Here is a 16,067-nt window from a genome sequence, read left to right on the forward strand (position 1 = left end):
GAGCAACCGGAGCGGATTAGACCTTGTCTTTGTGTTAGGCGGACACCAACTTATCTTTCTGTAGCTGGCGGACACTGGCCATTTCGTATTCCACAATAAGCTGGTCAAGGTGACGGCTAAGTTCAGCTACCTCAGTGTCGGCAAAATCACCGACCTTCTGCTCCACCAGGCGGTGCAACAGAACACGAACAGTCTCAATTTCCTGTTCTCTTTCCGCCAGAGTCAAAATATCCACCCTCCCAATGTAATTTTCCTTAACCTTTAAGTAAAGCCGCCTGCCTCTTGAGCCATTCGATCCAGCCGCTTAGACCTTCGCCTGTTCTGCATGACACCTGAATCAAGGCCGCTTGCGAATTCAACCGGGCAATATCCCTCACCGCACTATCAATAGCAAAATTTGTATAGGGCAGCAAATCAATTTTATTGAGGACCACAGCCGCAGATTGGCGGAAAACGAGAGGATATTTTAACGGCTTGTCTTCTCCCTCGGTAACACTTAGTACTACTACCTTGGCATGCTCCCCCACGGCAAACTCGGCCGGACAAACCAGATTGCCAACATTTTCAATAATTAAGAGATCAATCTTATCTAAATCTAATTGCGCAACCGCCTCTTTAACCATAGCCGCGTCGAGATGGCAGCCTCCCTGGGTATTGATTTGAACAACAGGTGCTCCCTGCGCAGCAATGCGGTCCGCATCTTTAGAAGTATATAAATCACCTTCGATAATCGCAATTGCCAGTTCATTTCTCAGCAAGCCCACTGTTTGTTCAACAAGGGAAGTTTTCCCGCAACCCGGAGAACCTAACAAATTAAGTGTAAAAATTCCGCGGCTGGTTAACATCGCATTCAACTCAGCGGCTGTTTCATCATTTTTTTCAAGAATATTGCTCATAACGGTAATTTCCAAGTGCTACTCTACCTCCACACTTTCAACTTTAAGCTCACGCCCGGTTAGAATTTCCAGTGCATAAGACCCGCAGCTTGCACAGGTAAAGCAATATTTGTCAATGCAGCTTTGGGCACCACACTCCCGGCAGCGGCCTGTTAACGGCACCATCCGGATAGACAAGCACGCCTCTGCAGCCATTGATCCGGCCCTCAGCGCATCAAAACCAAATTCCAGTGCTTCCGGCACAATTCCGGCAAGCTCCCCTATCAAAACTTTAATCTTGGTCACCTTTGTTGCCTTATGGCAGGAGGCTGTACGTAATGCAATGTCCAGTATCCCCTGCGCAATAGCGAGCTCATGCATAATATACTCCTTAAAAAGTTTATACATCTATATAAATAAATTCTCTGCCACTCTGTAAATTCCTTCCATGTGAAAATCGTCATTTTCCTTAACCACACTGACAGTCATTGGAACGTTTTTACTTAATTGACATAATATAATAGGAATAACACAGATTCTCGTCGCAGATACTAGGATTAGAAAAATTTCAGGAGGTGCTTAATTATATGGCTAGAAGCAACAAACCGGTTAACCCGGGCGCAGAAAACGCACTTGACCGCATGAAAATGGAAGTAGCAAATGAACTTGGTATCAGTGAACGCGTACGCAATCAAGGCTGGTCTACTATGACTTCAGCCGATTGCGGCCGGGTAGGCGGTCATATGGTCCGCCGCATGATTGAACAGTATGAATCAGCTATGGGTGGCCAAACCGCCACCAGTTCAACAACCACTACCGGCTCAACAGCCACTTCCGGTACCATGACCTCCCAATTTGATATTAACAGCAAATAATCCCGAGAAACAAAAGGCGGCTAAGCCGCCTTTTGTTTTTAGCAATTTCATGGAGCTGACATGTTTTCCCGCTATAGGTTGTTCCACCTTAGGGTATTGTATTCACCGATTCAAAATAAACGATAATCTCCGTACCTGGTTTGGCGGTGGTATAAGGCGCAGGACTTTGCTTTACGGCTATGCCCGTGCCTACAGGCACAAAGGTGAGTCCAAGCCCATGCAACATATCGCCCGCTTCCCGCATAGTCTTGCCGGTTAGTGGCGGAATCAGCACTTGTCCGGCGGGTACTGCCGGAATTGTCCCTTGGCCGGCCGGCAAGGCCGCCTGATTGGTAGTTGCCGCTTCCGGCTTTGCGGGCGGTAACAAACGGCTGCCATCCTCCGGGCGAATCCCCATTACCCGCATAACCTGCGACATAATATCACTAAATACCGGAGCGGCAATCGTCCCGCCGTAATACATACCCGTCAAAGGATCATCCAGCATAACCACTGCCGCTACCTGCGGGTCATCAACAGGCCCAAATCCCGCAAATGAGGCAATATAATGCCCGGCCAAATAACCTACGCCATTAGGATTCAATTTCTCGGCCGTACCTGTTTTTCCGGCAAAACGATAGCCCTTAACAGCGGCTAGTTTGCCGCCGCCTTCGCTCACGACTTTTTCCAGCAGGCCTTTTAACGTACGGGCCGTTTCCGGACTAATAACCTGTCTGACAATAACAGGTTCAAAGGTTTCTTCCACCGTACCATCTTCATTGCGATATTCCTTCAAAATTCGCGGTTTTAGGAGTACACCGTCATTGGCAATAGCCGCAATGGCCGTAGTCAGTTGCAGCGGTGTAACTGCAATACTCTGTCCAATTGACATGGTAGCCGTATCACTGTCGCGCATATCTTTAGGATCAAACAGCAGTCCTTCCTCTTCTCCCGGCAGTTCAATGCCTGTTGCTTTGCCAAAACCGAAAGCGCGCGCATAATTTGTCAATTTCGCCGCTCCAACCCGCAGGCCAACCTGAACAAAGCCGGTATTAATGGAATTCTTAATAATATCCGTAAACGTTATGGAACCATAGCTTTCGTCACTCCAGTTTTTTATTTTCCTCCCGGAAACTTCAACATATCCCTTATCAATAAACCGCTCGTCCGGGCGTACCTTGCCTTCTTCCAGAGCCGCCGCCGCAATAACGGATTTAAAAGTCGAGCCGGGTTCATAGATAATAGAAATAGCTCGGTTTTTTAATGCTTCCGCACCGTAGTTCTCAAATTGATTCGGATTGTAGGTGGGGCGGCTGGCCATAGCCAGAATCTCACCCGTCTTGGGCTGAATAATAACCACTGTCCCCGCGCGGGCACCCGTCTTCGCCATGGCGGCATCCAGTGCCCGTTCGACAATATATTGAATATTGCTGTCAATTGTCAGGCAAACTGAGCGCCCCTTCTTCTCAGGTAAAAAAGAAAATACGGATTGAAATATGGGGGTGCCATAGCTGTCTGTATCAATAACTTGTTTTCGCTTGCTGCCTTTAATCACCTTGTCAAGCGAATTTTCAATACCCTCCAGCCCGACGTCATCTGTGCCGACAAAGCCTAAAACCTGCGCCGCCAGACTGTCATTGGGATAATACCGTTTACTTTCCTCAATGAACCCCAAGCCTGTTAGCTGATGCTCCTTGATCAGCGCGGAAACCGCCTTGGCAGCTTCCGGCTCCAGCGTTCGCTTAAGCCAGACAAACCGTGCTTCGGCTGTTAGCCTTTCCTTAAGGTCAGCCGCAGGCATCGCCAGAACCGGGGCCAAAAGTCCGGCTAATTCATCGGCATCTTTTACTTCCTGCGGGTCAGCGTAGAGAGATTTGTTCAGGCTGCTGACCGCAAGTTCCCTCCCGTTCCGGTCATAAATCGTCCCCCGGGGAGACTGCATAACCCGGCTTTCCTGAAGCTGATCCTGCACCTTGGCGCTTAGCCGCTTGCCCTCACCGAACTGAATCCAGGCGACTCTTACCGCTAATGTAAATAATCCCAGCATAATAACAGTTAAAAACCAAGCCAGGCGCTTTTGCATGTTAACTGGCATTGCCATCTATAGTCAATCCTTCCTTGGAGAAAAAATTCATCTATAGATAATTCGGCACAATACAGCAATACCCTGCAAAAAAAAGAAAACACCGCAGGGAAAACGCGGTGTTCGCAACCAGTATTCTTGTCCACAATAAGTTTTCTTTATTGTGCCGGATTCCCCTCTTTGGCGCAAGACCCGACAGCTGTTTTATGTGTTCTCTTCCACCACAAACCTGCGGTCAGCACACCAATGGTAATAGCTGCCGCTACGAACCATTCAGGTACAACGGCATGAATGACAGGACCGATTTTTTGATCATCCATAATCATCTCACCTGCCGTCCAGGCAATGAGACCGGCACCTGCATAGACAACTACCGGGAATCTATCCATAATTTTGATAATAATCTGACTGCCAAAAACGATTAGTGGGATACTGAGCGCTAGCCCCGAGATTAACAGCAAATAATCCCCTCTGGCCACCGCGGCAATAGCAAGCGTATTGTCAAGGCTCATCACTAAATCGGCAACAATAATCGTCTTGATTGCTGCCATGAGTGACGTCCCGGCTTTAATGTGGTCTTCGCCTTTGTCCTCCATAAGCAGTTTAGCCGCAATCCAGATAAGGAGCAAGCCGCCGACAAACTGCACATAGGGAATTTGCAAGAGTACAACCGCTACAAGTGTTAACAGCACCCGCAACCCTATCGCCCCGGCGCTACCCCACAGGATGGCCATCTTTTGCTGCTTCGGGGGCAGACAACGGCTGGCCATGGCAATGACCACTGCATTGTCGCCGCTAAGCACGATGTTCACCATCATGATACTAGCTAGCGCTACCAAAAACTCCATTTTTTGCACTCCTTTAAATATTTTTCTTGGCAGCAGGTCTCCGAGCTTATTGTCAGGTACCCCATTGATATCTAGTTTTAGTATCAGCTATCAAAGGCGCTGCTTTAGATCTATTTTACCTCCCACTATAAAAATGTGCAAGTCCCTTGATTACAAAATATTGTATACATGATTCTTCTCTTCCGAGTTTACCATGATACCCATAAACTGGTTGGTTTTACAAAATAATCATGAAATATTTGCCACAAAGCCAGCCATAATAAGGAGATCTTCGCCTAACTTTTCTTCCCATTTGTACTTGATTAATATTCATAATCGACAGTTTATTTAGTATTTAGTATTAATAGTTATTCCTATTATCTGAGTTTTTATCCATTTGATATTTACCCTGTTTGTCTTCCGGTGATTAGCAACAGTCCCTTACGAAGCACAACGTCTTATTTCACCGTGTCCTTAATTACCCGCAGAGCGTTTCTCATTTTTTGTAGTATTCATACAGGCCTAAAGCTTATAATTAGTATATCCAGAAAAATCAAAGCCTCGTGCGTAAATAATTCTATGATTTGAGGTAAAAGCATGAATTGTATTTCTATTGCTGCCGGCACTGCCCGGCTGTCTGCCGTTTTTCACCCGTCCACCCGTTATTTGGACAAAACACTCATTATTTCGCATGGCTTCCGGGGCAGCAAGGATGGCGGCGGACGGGCGGTCCGGCTCGCCGAGACGCTTGCGGCTTCAGGCATTCATGTCCTCCGCTATGATTTTACACCCCTGCAAAGCCTGTCTTGTCAGATCAGCGAACTCACCGCCGTGGTGGAGCATACCCGCCAAACAATTGGCGGACGGCTATTTCTGCTGGGACGCAGCCTGGGCGGCACCACCTCTCTGGCAGTAGCCGCCGGCGACAAAAACATAAGCGGCCTCATCCTTTGGGCTACACCCTGGGATTTGGCCGCTACCTTCCGGTTAGCACTGGGGAACCATTATGAACAATTGGCGGCAGGTAATACCTTAAGACTGACCGATGAATACGGCGACTTGGTACTTGCTCCCGATTTTATCCGGGATTTCTCCAATCACCCTATTCTCACCTACAGCCGGCGGCTAGATCACTGCCCCCTCCTGATCCTGCACGGCACAGCAGATGCCATTGTACCGTGCGGGCAGGCCCGTACACTGTACGAACTGGCAGCCGGCCCGAAAAAACTCATCCTTTACCCGGGTGGCGATCACCACCTGGCCGCACAAAGCAGCCAGGCCGGCAAGGATATTGCCGCCTGGCTGGGCCAATTCTAAGCTGGCATTAATAACTGCGGGCAGCTAATTTTCTTTGCTGATAACGGGCCACCAGCGACAAGGCATAGTTGACTACAAAATAGGTTGCCGCAATCATGGCAAACAGCGTGAAAACCTGTGCTGTCGTTCCGTACTTGCCCATAATAATCATGCCTTTGCCTGTCAGATCTTCAATTCCCACCGCCCAAACAAAAGATGTGTCCTTGATGACCGTTGTGGACTGGGACATCAGCGGCGGGATCATGTTGCGCAGAGCCTGCGGCAAAATAATATGCACCAGCGTCTGTAGATAACTGAACCCCTGTGAGCGGGCGGCTTCCCATTGCGCTTTATTGACTGAATTTAAGCCGCCCCGGACAATTTCTGCGACAATGGCCGCCGTAAATACCGTCATGGCGGCAATACCGGCATTTACCGGCTGAAGCGTGGTCATAAACCGCGCTGCCAAGATAAACAGTAAGAGTGGCGTGTTACGCACAATTTCAATATAAATCGAGGCTGCCGTACCAAAAACAGCATGCCCTGAGTAGCGGGCCACTCCCAGGACAGTACCGCCGAACAGACTCAGAATAATGGAAACCGCTGCTATATATAAGGTTGTCAGTAAGCCCGCTCCCAGAAACAGGAGCAAATCCGGTTGAAAAAGCTCCTGTATCATGCCGCCACCTCCAGCTTTTTTTCAAGCCGGCGGGCATAGGCAGCCAGCGGATAACACAATGCCAGGTAAAGCAGCCCGGTAACAACATAGGCCGGACCATAATAGAGACTGTTGCTGGACCAGGAGTCGGCATGGTACATCAGGTCGCCGCCTGCCACCATAGCCAGTACGGATGTATTTTTTATCAGGCTAACCGCCTGATTGGTCAGCGGCGGATATACCACCCGCTGTGCCTGGGGCAAAATAACATGCCGCATGGTCCCCCAGTAGGAGAAGCCCTGTGAAAAAGCGGCCTCAAACTGGCCCTTGGCAATCGCCTGGATACCGGCCCGCACAATTTCCGCAATATACGCGCCATGATACATGCCTACGCCAATAACCCCAACGGCAAATACCGGCACTACCAATCCCAAATGGGGCAAGCCATGATACCAGAAAAACACCTGAATAACCAATGGCGTATTTTGAATAAACTCAACATAAATCCGATTGGCAATCCTCAGCGGCCGCCAAGGCGAAGTACCAAAAACCCCGAACAGGACCCCCAGCGCCAGGGCCACGGCCAGTCCCAGCAGCGACAGCAATATGGTGGTCAGGAAACCTTCTGCAAACACCGGCCAATCCTGCGCCAATGCCAGCCATTTAAAACCGGCAAAAGGTCCAGTCACTATTTCAGCCCCCATTTCTGAATCAGCTTATCCAGTTCGCCGTTCGCCTTCATTTCACTAATGGTATCATTTACCTGCTTGGCAAGCGCGGTATTGGACTTTTTGGAGGCAACGCCATACTGCTGCGGACTGAAACGATCGGCAAGAATAACGGTAGAATCATCCAGATACCCGAACAAAATAGCCGCATCCACACTAAAACAATCGATCCGCCCGGCGTCAAGCGCAGTTTTTATTTCCGGATATGTCCCAAACTCCAGGAAAGAAAGTTTAATTCCCAGTTTATCGGCTGCTTCCTGCAGCGCTTTTTTGCTTGTTGCGCTTTGTGCCACGCCAATTTTCTTGCCATCCAAATCTTTCAGACTGCTAATGCCGGCATTTTTCTTAACCAACAGGCCCACGCCGTCGGTAAAGTATGGATCAGAGAAATTATAGCTGTTTTTCCGTTCTTCCGTAATCGTAAACGTGGCAATAACCAAATCCACTTCGCCGTTGTCCAACAGCGGTCCCCGGGTTTTAGCCGTAACTCCCTGAACATCTATTTTCGTTTCGTCACCAAGAATTTTCTTGGCCAACGCCCTTGTCAGATCAATTTCAAAACCGTCAACCTTACCGCTGGCAGGGTCTTTAAAGCCAAACTTAGGAACATCAACTTTGACCCCAACCTTTAAAACCCCCCGGTCCTTAATAGCCTTAATGTCCGGCGGTACCGTATCTTTGGCGGCATCGGTTTTTGCCGGCGAGGTACCGCAGCCGGTCAATAGCAGCATCGCCAAACAAAGAGTCATCAGCACACTAATCAGTTTTTTCATGGTATTCCCTCCATTTTTAATGTAGTATCCGACTTAAAAATAACTTGGTTCGTTCATGCTCGGGATTTTGAAAGAAATGTTCCGGTGAACCTTGTTCCAGAATACGCCCGTCATCCATAAAGATAACCCGGTCGGCCACCCTGCGGGCAAAGCCCATTTCATGCGTGACCACCACCATGGTAATCCCCTCGTTGGCAAGATCAACCATAACGTCAAGCACTTCCTTAATCATCTCAGGGTCAAGGGCCGAAGTCGGTTCATCAAACAGCATAATCTGCGGACGCATGTTGAGGGCCCGGGCAATTGCCACCCGCTGCTGCTGTCCGCCTGACAACTGGGCCGGGTAGACGTTGGCCTTATCCTTGAGGCCGACCCGCTCCAAAAACGCCAGGCCGGATTCAACGGCCTCCGCCTTGGGAACACCCTTGATCAGCGTCGGTGCCAGCGTCAGATTCTCCAACACTGTTTTATGAGGATATAAATTAAACTGCTGAAATACCATGGCAACCGATTCCCTCACCTTGCTGACAGGAGCTTTGGGGGCGGTAAGATCAACACCATTTACCGTCACCGTGCCGCTGCTGGGTCTTTCCAGCAAATTCATACAGCGGATCATCGTACTCTTGCCGGAACCGCTGGGGCCGATAATCACCACCTTTTCGCCTGCTTTTACGGTAATAGTAATGTCTTTTAAAACATGGTGACTGCCAAAATGCTTATTGACTGCCTGCAATGTTATCAATTACATCCTTCCTTTCCTTGGGATTCAAGTAAAAAAGCCGCTCTACTCCCCAATCCATATAAAAATACAGGGAGTGATAGCGGCTTTGCTACATAACTATTAGCTTCGTGGAAAACAATAGTAGAAGAAATAAAAAAGCTTATAGGATGATAACTCCTATAAGCGACATTGCTTATCCTACAGAGATTCTACTCTGCTATGTATTTTATTGTACTACAAAAACCGCCAACCGGCAATATCCTATAAAAAAATTTGATTGGCCTAAAAACGGCTGTTTACTCAGGGGTCAGCACTGAGTAAAAAAAACAGTTTCGTATAATACTAAAGTATTGCAGGTTGTATACAGGCGGTGGGCGTTGATGATAGAAAAAAAACGTTTAAACATTTGTAAGCTTTCAACCATTATACCGGAAGCTTCACAGGCTGTGGTCAAGAAAAAACTATACTCACTTAGACAACTGACCATTGAAAGTGAAAAAATCGCAGATGAAATATCACATATCATTGCCAAACTGAGAGAAACAAAAGCTACTACTGTCTTTCCAACCGTAGCTGCTAATAAAACCTTTTTGGAAAACACATTCAAGAAAAGCGGTGACGTGACATTCTCCCAATTTGTTACCCTATCAGGCATAAAAGTTCTAATTGTGTATATCGACGGATTAGTCAACAAAGAAATTTTAGGGCGCGACGTGATCAATTCATTTATCACGAAATCGCAAAATCTGCCGCCAAATACACTTCTTAATCCGAAGACTTTAAAAGGCTTGCTTGCCTCAGTTAGCGTGCAGGAAGTTAAAATCATGTCGGCAATTATTGATGATGTATTAAACGGCAATGCGGCCATGTTCGTTGACGGAGTGGCTGCGGCCCTGCTCATTGAGTCCAAAGGTTGGGAAAAAAGAGCAGTCGCTGAACCTGATACCGAATCGGTTATTAGGGGACCCCGTGAAGGGTTCATTGAAAATATCAGAACAAATACCAGCTTATTACGCCGTAAAATAAAGAACCCTAATTTGGTGTTTGAGAATCTAAGTATCGGCAAACAAACAAAAACCAGCATTGCCATCGCGTATATTGACGGTGTTGTAAACCGGGCAGTTCTCGATGAGGTAAGAAAGCGGCTAAACAAAATTAATACAGATTCTATACTAGAAACTGGGTATATTGAGCAATTTGTCGAGGACAGCCCGTTTTCGATTTTGGCTACGGTTGCCAATACCCAAAAACCTGATATTCTTGCCGCCAAAATTCTCGAAGGTCGGGTCGCCATATTTTGCGATGGCACCCCCCATGTACTCACAGTCCCTCATTTGTTCATCGAAACACTGCAAACTGCTGAAGATTACTATATGCGTCCCCTCATGGCCTCTGCTTGGCGAATTATCCGGTTTCTGGCTCTATTCACCAGCATCTTCCTCCCCGGCTTATATGTCGCTCTACAGACTTATCATCAGGAAATGATTCCCACAATTTTGCTATTACGCATGGCCGGCTCAAGCTCGGATATACCTTTTCCGGCAGGAGCCGAAATGTTTATTATGCTAGTCTTTTATGAGTATCTCCGTGAATCAGGAATCCGGCTTCCCCGGGCAGTAGGCTCGGCAATTAGTATTGTCGGCGCATTAATTGTTGGCGAAAGTGCGGTAAACGCCGGCCTTGTAAGCGCTCCTGTAGTTATTGTAATCGCCGCTACCGGCGTAACCGGCTTTATTGTACCGGCCTTATCGGAAGCCATCATGATTTACCGGTTTTTATTCTTAACAGCCGGCACTGTAATGGGCCTATATGGCATTGTTTGCGGGATCATTATCGTTGTCATGCATGCAGTTTCGCTGCGCTCCTGCGGCGTTTCCTACACATCCCCGCTGGCACCTTCTGATCACGGAGTACTTACAGATTTCATTTTAAGATTTCCCCTATGGGCCATGAGAAAGAGGCCAAAAGCTATTGAAAAAGATAATCTGCAAAGACGGGGGTAAACTTCATGATGCTACGCACAAGAATACTTTCAATAACTCTAATACTATTGTTCGTTTTACCGCTAACTGGCTGCTGGAATCGCCGTGAGTTAAATACTCTGGCCATTGTCGGCATAGTAGGTGTTGATCTTGATAAAAACGGCATTAAAAGTACATTCGAAATCATTAAGCCTGAAAAACCTGGCAAGGGCGGAGAGAAAGGCGAAGCACCCGTCAAATACATACAAACTAACGGCAAAACGCTGATGGATACATACCGAAGCGCCCCGCTGCGGTTTGACCGCAGAATGTTCTATTCGCACACAAAAGCCTTTTTATTTAGTGAAGAAATTGCCCAAAACGGGTTAGCAACGCATCTTGACCAGATTTTACGGGATCATGAAATGAGATTGACAATGCATTTAGTGATTGTAAAAGACGATTCCGTCAGTGATATCATGGGCATTGCCAGCGGAGTCAATACCATTCCCTCAAATTATCTTGAAGATTTAATTAAACAATATAAAATTCACTCCAAAAGTGTCGATTCCAAAATAATCGACTTCTTAAAAGCCTATCTTGACAAAGGCAAAAACCCAGTGGTTACGGTACTAAGAAAAGTAAGGAAAAACAAAACCGGATCTAAGGACGAAGAATATGAATTGACCCCTGAAGGCTCTGCTGTCTTTTTAAAAGACAGGTTAGTAGGATTTCTGGATGGTCAGGAAACAAGAGGATATAATTTGGTAATCGGCAAAGTGGTTAGCGGTATTGTTACTTTCCCTATCCCTAATAGCAACGGGAATGCCTCTATAGAAATATTAAAAGCTGACAGCAAAAATGATGTAGAAATTACTGACAATGATATAAAAATCAAAGTAAAGATAAACATGGTTGGTATGCTGGATGAACAAACGACTAGTTTACAAGATAAAGATATGATCGAAATCGTTGCCATACTGGAGCAGGCAGCCGCGGAAGCCATTAATAAGGAAGTGGAACATACTCTGCTAAAAGTTCAGACAGAATATCATTCTGATATCTTCGGCTTTGGTCAGATAGTCCACCGCAAGTACCCTCATGAATGGAAGATCATTCAGGACAACTGGGATGAATTGTTCTCGCACGCAGCCATTGAAGTAGAGAGTCAGACAAAGATAACAAAAACGGGAAAATCAACATTCCCTGCGAAGGAATAAAAAGGGGCCAGCATTCAAATTGACATTAAAATTAGAGAAAGTATCGCCATTACAAGTTATCCTGTTACTCAGTTTTAACCGCATAGCAATCGTGCTATTATGGTTTAAATTTTTCAACCAGGATGTATGGATTACAGAAATTCTCGCGCTGTTCTATCTTCCACTCTTATGTGCTCCGTTATTATTCTTAAGTAAGCAGTTTGCTCAATTGACAATCATCGAGTATTTAACAATCATAGCCGGCAAATGGATCGGTAAAGCGCTCGGTGTTTTATATACAGTTTTTTTTCTATTTATCGCCATAATCGATTTGTCCTTGTTTGATAACATTATTAAGCCGATAAATTTTCCTGAAACCCCTGACTACGCAATTATCGCTCTCGCCTTAATCACTTGTGGCTATGGTGTATTCAAGGGTCTGGAAGTTATTACTCGCGCGGCGGAGCTTTTTGCCCCGCAAGTTTTAGCCGTTATTGCTTTTTATGCAGTGCTGCAAATACCAGATATGGATTTCAGAGTGTTTTTGCCAATATTAGCTGACTCTTCTTTTTCGGAGATCAATTTTCGGGCCTTTAACACGGCAGCCAGAATGAATGAAATTGTGGTTCTAGCTATGCTGGTTCCGTCTATTAGCAAAAAAGGAAAGCCAACTACGATTCTTTTCTGGGCCGCGATCATTGTTACCGTATTCTCGTTGATCATTATCGTTCCAACCTTGGCCGGCTTAGGACTGGATCTTGCGAAAAAAACATTTGATCCGTATTATCTCTTTATAAAACAAATAAGCATCTATGATTTTATTACACGCATTGAATTTCTTATTGTTGCCGCATGGAATATCGGTATGTTTTTAAAGATTTCCCTATTACTATATTTATCAACAATCAGCATAGTCCAGATATTTGGACTTTCGCGGCGTAAGGTTCTCATTATTCCCATGATCACAATAATATTTATAGCTGCTTTAAAATCAAATATTCTTACATCTGTTGTCGTATTTAATATCATGGAATACATACCTTATATCAACTTAATTTTTATGTTTGGTATTCCAGTCATTGTGCTGACAACGTTTTTTTTGAAAAAAATTATTTCCGGGAAAACAGACTTTACCAAAGCCTAAAAACTATCCAATCACACTCTTTGTATCTAAGCACCTTCAATATGCATAAAAACAGCTGTTTACCTTTCGGTAAACAGCTGTTTTTATGTTGGCGGAGTGGCTGGGATTTGAACCCAGGCGGGGCTTGCACCCCCTAACGATTTAGCAAACCGTCCTCTTCAGCCACTTGAGTACCACTCCGTGTCATACTGGTTAAATTATAGCAAATACCTTGTCCTAAGTCAATTATAGAGATGTTCCTCACTACCGCTCGGAACTAAGCGACTCACACAAGTTCTCATTTCGCTTATCACTCGTGAGAACTTGGTTCGCTGCTTATGGCGGAGGGGGTGGGATTCGAACCCACGGTCCCTTGCAGGATCACTGGTTTTCAAGACCAGCTCCATAAACCACTCGGACACCCCTCCGTAATCGGCACATTAAGTATTATAGCAAACGGCAACAGGGCTTGTCAACAAATGTCCCTGAGGTAAAAATACCCTGGCGTTCCGGTGGACCGATTACTATTCAGTAGAATAGTATAGACTAAATACACTAAAAATATAAAATAAAAAAACAGATTAATTTTTGCGCAAAAGGGTTGACTATTAAAGTAAACAGAATTATATTCTTTATAGAGATATTATAAGATAATCATTAATATTTAAAAGGCAGGTGAGATAGATGGATGTAGACCGACCTAGTGGGTGTTTATTGTGTAATTTAATAAAATTTAGGGGGAATATTCCATTTTTTTCACCGAGATTATCCGGGCACACGTGATTACGTGAATTTGACTACAGGGTTACTCGGCTGATTAGGTATGCTATTGCATTTCCCCCAATAAAAATAGGGGGGAGCATTATGCTAAAAATATATCGCAGCAACTGTACACAACTTTATGAACTTACACTGCAAACGCTGGAACGGGGAGCCTGGTTTAATCTAATCAACCCTACGCCCCAGGAACTGGAGCAGGTAGCGGTCGTGACCGGCAGCCCGCTTGATTTTCTCAAAGCGGCCTTAGACGAAGAAGAACGCTCCCGTATCGAGCTGGAAGAAAACCATATGCTTGTTATCACCAATATTCCCGTCCTGCGCGGTCATGACAGTTATGATGCCTTGCCTTTAGGCATTGTGCTGACTACCGAGCACATGATTACCGTCTGCCTGGAAGGCAATGAGGTTTTAGCGGATTTTAAGCCTGAAAATCACCGGACTTTCAGCACTTTTAAGAAAACCAGATTCCTTTTCCAAATTCTCTATAAATCAGCTACTTTATATTTGAAATATTTAAAGCAGATTAATCGCCGCACTGACGAACTTGAGCGCTACCTGCGCCGTTCCATGCAAAACGAAGAAATTTTTGAACTGCTGGAGTTGCAGAAAGGCTTAACCTACTTTGCCGCATCGCTGCGCTCGAACGGCATCGTTCTGGAAAAGCTCCTGCGGCTGCGCTCTACCAGCCATGTACAACATTTGATTAAAATGTATGAGGAAGATGAAGACCTGTTGGAAGATGTTATTATTGAAAATAAACAGGCCATCGAAATGGTTGAAATGTATAGCCGTATTATGAACGGAATGATGGATACGTTTACCTCTATTATATCAAATAACCTCAACCGGGTTATGAAATTTTTGGCATCGATGACAATTATTTTGGCCATCCCAACAATGGTATCCAGTTTTATGGGAATGAATGTTGACGTACCCTTTGGTCAAAATGGCGGCTTTACGACCACCTTATTGTTTGCCGCAGTTATTACCGCGCTTAGCGCCTTTGGCCTGTGGCGCAAAGGCATGTTTTAGCTAACGGCAATACGCAGAAACCTGGTAACTCGGGTTTCTGTTTTTTTGTTGAATTTTTAAAGAATTTGTCATTGAATTTTCCCAGAGCAGGAAATTAGTGCTAGCAGGCGAATTACTTAAATATATAAAGCATATTAAAGACAATTTCTTTAACACGAAATGAATTATATTAGTATAAGAACTAAACGGGCCGTAAAAAACCGTTGCACCAGTAGCAAAATCACCACCAGGACAACTACACACTAATTTCCCAAGGAGGGTCCTATGTTTAAAAAGGCTTTTGTTTATCTCACTGCCTGTACCATGCTTCTCGCCAGCCTGCCAATGTTTGCCGGTGCGGTGAGTGTAACCACTGTTAAACCGGCGGCAACAGCCGTTGATCAGGTAAATGCCCATGGCTATATCGATTGGGATCAGAGCTTTGTTGAAGCAACCGGCTTCGGCGTCCCCTCAAGAATGGCCAAATCCCCGGCGCAGGCCCGGCTTATGGCCAGACGGGCGGCTATTGTCGACGCGCAGCGCAACCTGCTGGAAACAGTTGAAGGGGTTAAGATAGACGCCGAATCCACCGTACAAAACTATGAAATTACGAGCGATATTGTAAAAACCCAATTATCCGGCATGATCCGCGGAGCAAAAATTGTTGACGAGCAGCCACTTGCCGACGGCACTTATCAAGTAACGCTGCGCATCAACCTCTACGGACAGGGCGGCCTGGCTCAAACCATTAATTATGCGGCCAAACCGGCTGCGCCACTTTCCTTTTCTGCTCCTTCCACCGCCTATACCCCGGTAGATCTGCCCGTTTATACCGGTTTAGTCATCGACGTCACCGGCCTGCCGCTCATTAGAGCCATGTCACCGGTTATCTATGACGACAGCGGCCGTCCCATTTACGGCCATATGAATTTGAATCCCGACTATGTCGTAGCACACGGCATGATTGACTATATGTGCACTCCCGAAGATATCAGAGCCGTTGAACTCGGCCAGTCCCGCGCCGGTGACAACCCCATTGTTGTAAAGGCGCTCGGGTTGCGCGACAACAATATCAACATTATTATCAGCCAGGCAGATGCCGACACCATCCTGGCCGCTAATGCACAAAACAACTTTCTCACTAAAGCTATGGTTTGCGTAAAACAGTATTAATAATA

Annotated in this window: 16 protein-coding genes and 2 tRNA genes; 7 read left to right on the forward strand and 11 right to left on the reverse strand. The window is 45.9% G+C overall.

Translation table 11 applies throughout. From position 1 onward, the window contains the following. Positions 1–34 precede the first annotated feature (34 nt). The 3 genes from BLR65_RS17150 to hypA are packed head-to-tail and all read right to left on the reverse strand — an operon-like array spanning position 35 to position 1,283. Positions 35–235, reverse strand: a complete 201-nt coding sequence (locus tag BLR65_RS17150; RefSeq protein WP_245692861.1) for an aspartyl-phosphate phosphatase Spo0E family protein — start codon at positions 233–235, stop codon at positions 35–37. 19 nt (positions 236–254) lie between these two features. After that, the gene (gene hypB / locus BLR65_RS17155; RefSeq protein WP_093795410.1) at positions 255–911 is read right to left on the reverse strand and encodes a hydrogenase nickel incorporation protein HypB; all 657 of its coding nucleotides are present in this window, start codon (positions 909–911) and stop codon (positions 255–257) included. A 3-nt stretch (positions 912–914) separates the two neighbouring features. Further along, complete coding sequence (gene hypA, locus BLR65_RS17160; RefSeq protein ID WP_245692863.1) at positions 915–1,283, reverse strand: hydrogenase maturation nickel metallochaperone HypA; 369 nt, start codon at positions 1,281–1,283, stop codon at positions 915–917. A gap of 179 nt (positions 1,284–1,462) precedes the next feature. Here hypA and BLR65_RS17165 point away from each other — a divergent pair, with 179 nt between their 5' ends. Then, on the forward strand, positions 1,463–1,750 hold the full coding sequence (locus BLR65_RS17165; RefSeq protein ID WP_093795412.1) for an alpha/beta-type small acid-soluble spore protein: 288 nt from the start codon (positions 1,463–1,465) through the stop codon (positions 1,748–1,750). A gap of 88 nt (positions 1,751–1,838) precedes the next feature. Here the strand turns inward: BLR65_RS17165 and BLR65_RS17170 are convergent, their stop codons facing one another. Both BLR65_RS17170 and BLR65_RS17175 read right to left on the reverse strand, forming a co-directional pair. Beyond that, positions 1,839–3,830: a penicillin-binding protein gene (locus tag BLR65_RS17170; protein WP_093795413.1), complete on the reverse strand. Its 1,992-nt coding sequence runs from the start codon at positions 3,828–3,830 to the stop codon at positions 1,839–1,841. Positions 3,831–3,970: 140 nt separating this feature from the next. Then, entirely contained in the window at positions 3,971–4,660 is a 690-nt protein-coding gene (locus BLR65_RS17175; protein WP_093795414.1) for a TerC family protein, read from the reverse strand. A 576-nt stretch (positions 4,661–5,236) separates the two neighbouring features. Between BLR65_RS17175 and BLR65_RS17180 the strand changes: the two genes are divergently transcribed. Next, positions 5,237–5,956, forward strand: coding sequence for an alpha/beta hydrolase (locus tag BLR65_RS17180; protein ID WP_093795415.1), 720 nt, complete (start codon positions 5,237–5,239; stop codon positions 5,954–5,956). Positions 5,957–5,963: 7 nt separating this feature from the next. On the opposite strand, the gene BLR65_RS17185 is transcribed toward BLR65_RS17180, so the two are convergent. From BLR65_RS17185 to BLR65_RS17200, 4 genes are read right to left on the reverse strand one after another with little or no spacing between them, the layout of a single operon-like run. Further along, positions 5,964–6,614 carry an amino acid ABC transporter permease gene (locus BLR65_RS17185; protein ID WP_093795416.1) on the reverse strand — a complete coding sequence of 217 codons (651 nt, stop codon included), beginning with the start codon at positions 6,612–6,614 and terminating at the stop codon, positions 5,964–5,966. Beyond that, complete coding sequence (locus tag BLR65_RS17190) at positions 6,611–7,282, reverse strand: amino acid ABC transporter permease (RefSeq protein WP_093795417.1); 672 nt, start codon at positions 7,280–7,282, stop codon at positions 6,611–6,613. The genes BLR65_RS17185 and BLR65_RS17190 overlap by 4 nt, the downstream gene beginning before the upstream one ends. Continuing rightward, positions 7,282–8,094, reverse strand: coding sequence for a transporter substrate-binding domain-containing protein (locus tag BLR65_RS17195; RefSeq protein WP_093795418.1), 813 nt, complete (start codon positions 8,092–8,094; stop codon positions 7,282–7,284). Before BLR65_RS17195 ends, BLR65_RS17190 begins: the two co-directional genes overlap by 1 nt. 16 nt (positions 8,095–8,110) lie before the next feature. Continuing rightward, positions 8,111–8,836: an amino acid ABC transporter ATP-binding protein gene (locus BLR65_RS17200; protein WP_093795419.1), complete on the reverse strand. Its 726-nt coding sequence runs from the start codon at positions 8,834–8,836 to the stop codon at positions 8,111–8,113. A gap of 359 nt (positions 8,837–9,195) precedes the next feature. On the opposite strand from BLR65_RS17200, the gene BLR65_RS17205 reads away from it, so the two are divergent. Genes BLR65_RS17205 through BLR65_RS17215 form a run of 3 tightly spaced genes read left to right on the forward strand, consistent with a single transcriptional unit; the run spans position 9,196 to position 13,119 of the window. Beyond that, on the forward strand, positions 9,196–10,818 hold the full coding sequence (locus BLR65_RS17205; RefSeq protein ID WP_093795420.1) for a spore germination protein: 1,623 nt from the start codon (positions 9,196–9,198) through the stop codon (positions 10,816–10,818). 5 nt (positions 10,819–10,823) lie between these two features. Next, the gene (locus BLR65_RS17210) at positions 10,824–11,996 is read left to right on the forward strand and encodes a Ger(x)C family spore germination protein (RefSeq protein ID WP_093795421.1); all 1,173 of its coding nucleotides are present in this window, start codon (positions 10,824–10,826) and stop codon (positions 11,994–11,996) included. Between the two features lie 19 nt (positions 11,997–12,015). Beyond that, complete coding sequence (locus BLR65_RS17215; RefSeq protein WP_169717029.1) at positions 12,016–13,119, forward strand: GerAB/ArcD/ProY family transporter; 1,104 nt, start codon at positions 12,016–12,018, stop codon at positions 13,117–13,119. An 89-nt stretch (positions 13,120–13,208) separates the two neighbouring features. On the opposite strand, the gene BLR65_RS17220 is transcribed toward BLR65_RS17215, so the two are convergent. Further along, positions 13,209–13,299 (reverse strand) — tRNA-Ser (locus BLR65_RS17220). A 138-nt stretch (positions 13,300–13,437) separates the two neighbouring features. Then, positions 13,438–13,526: transfer RNA gene (locus tag BLR65_RS17225), tRNA-Ser, on the reverse strand. 436 nt (positions 13,527–13,962) lie between these two features. Between BLR65_RS17225 and BLR65_RS17230 the strand changes: the two genes are divergently transcribed. Then, positions 13,963–14,910 (forward strand): magnesium transporter CorA family protein, encoded by a 948-nt coding sequence (locus BLR65_RS17230; RefSeq protein WP_093795423.1) that lies wholly within the window; start codon positions 13,963–13,965, stop codon positions 14,908–14,910. 264 nt (positions 14,911–15,174) lie between these two features. Next, positions 15,175–16,062: an LPP20 family lipoprotein gene (locus BLR65_RS17235; RefSeq protein ID WP_093795424.1), complete on the forward strand. Its 888-nt coding sequence runs from the start codon at positions 15,175–15,177 to the stop codon at positions 16,060–16,062. Positions 16,063–16,067 lie beyond the last annotated feature (5 nt).

This window comes from Sporomusa acidovorans (assembly GCF_900101845.1).
Classification (GTDB): domain Bacteria; phylum Bacillota; class Negativicutes; order Sporomusales; family Sporomusaceae; genus Sporomusa; species Sporomusa acidovorans.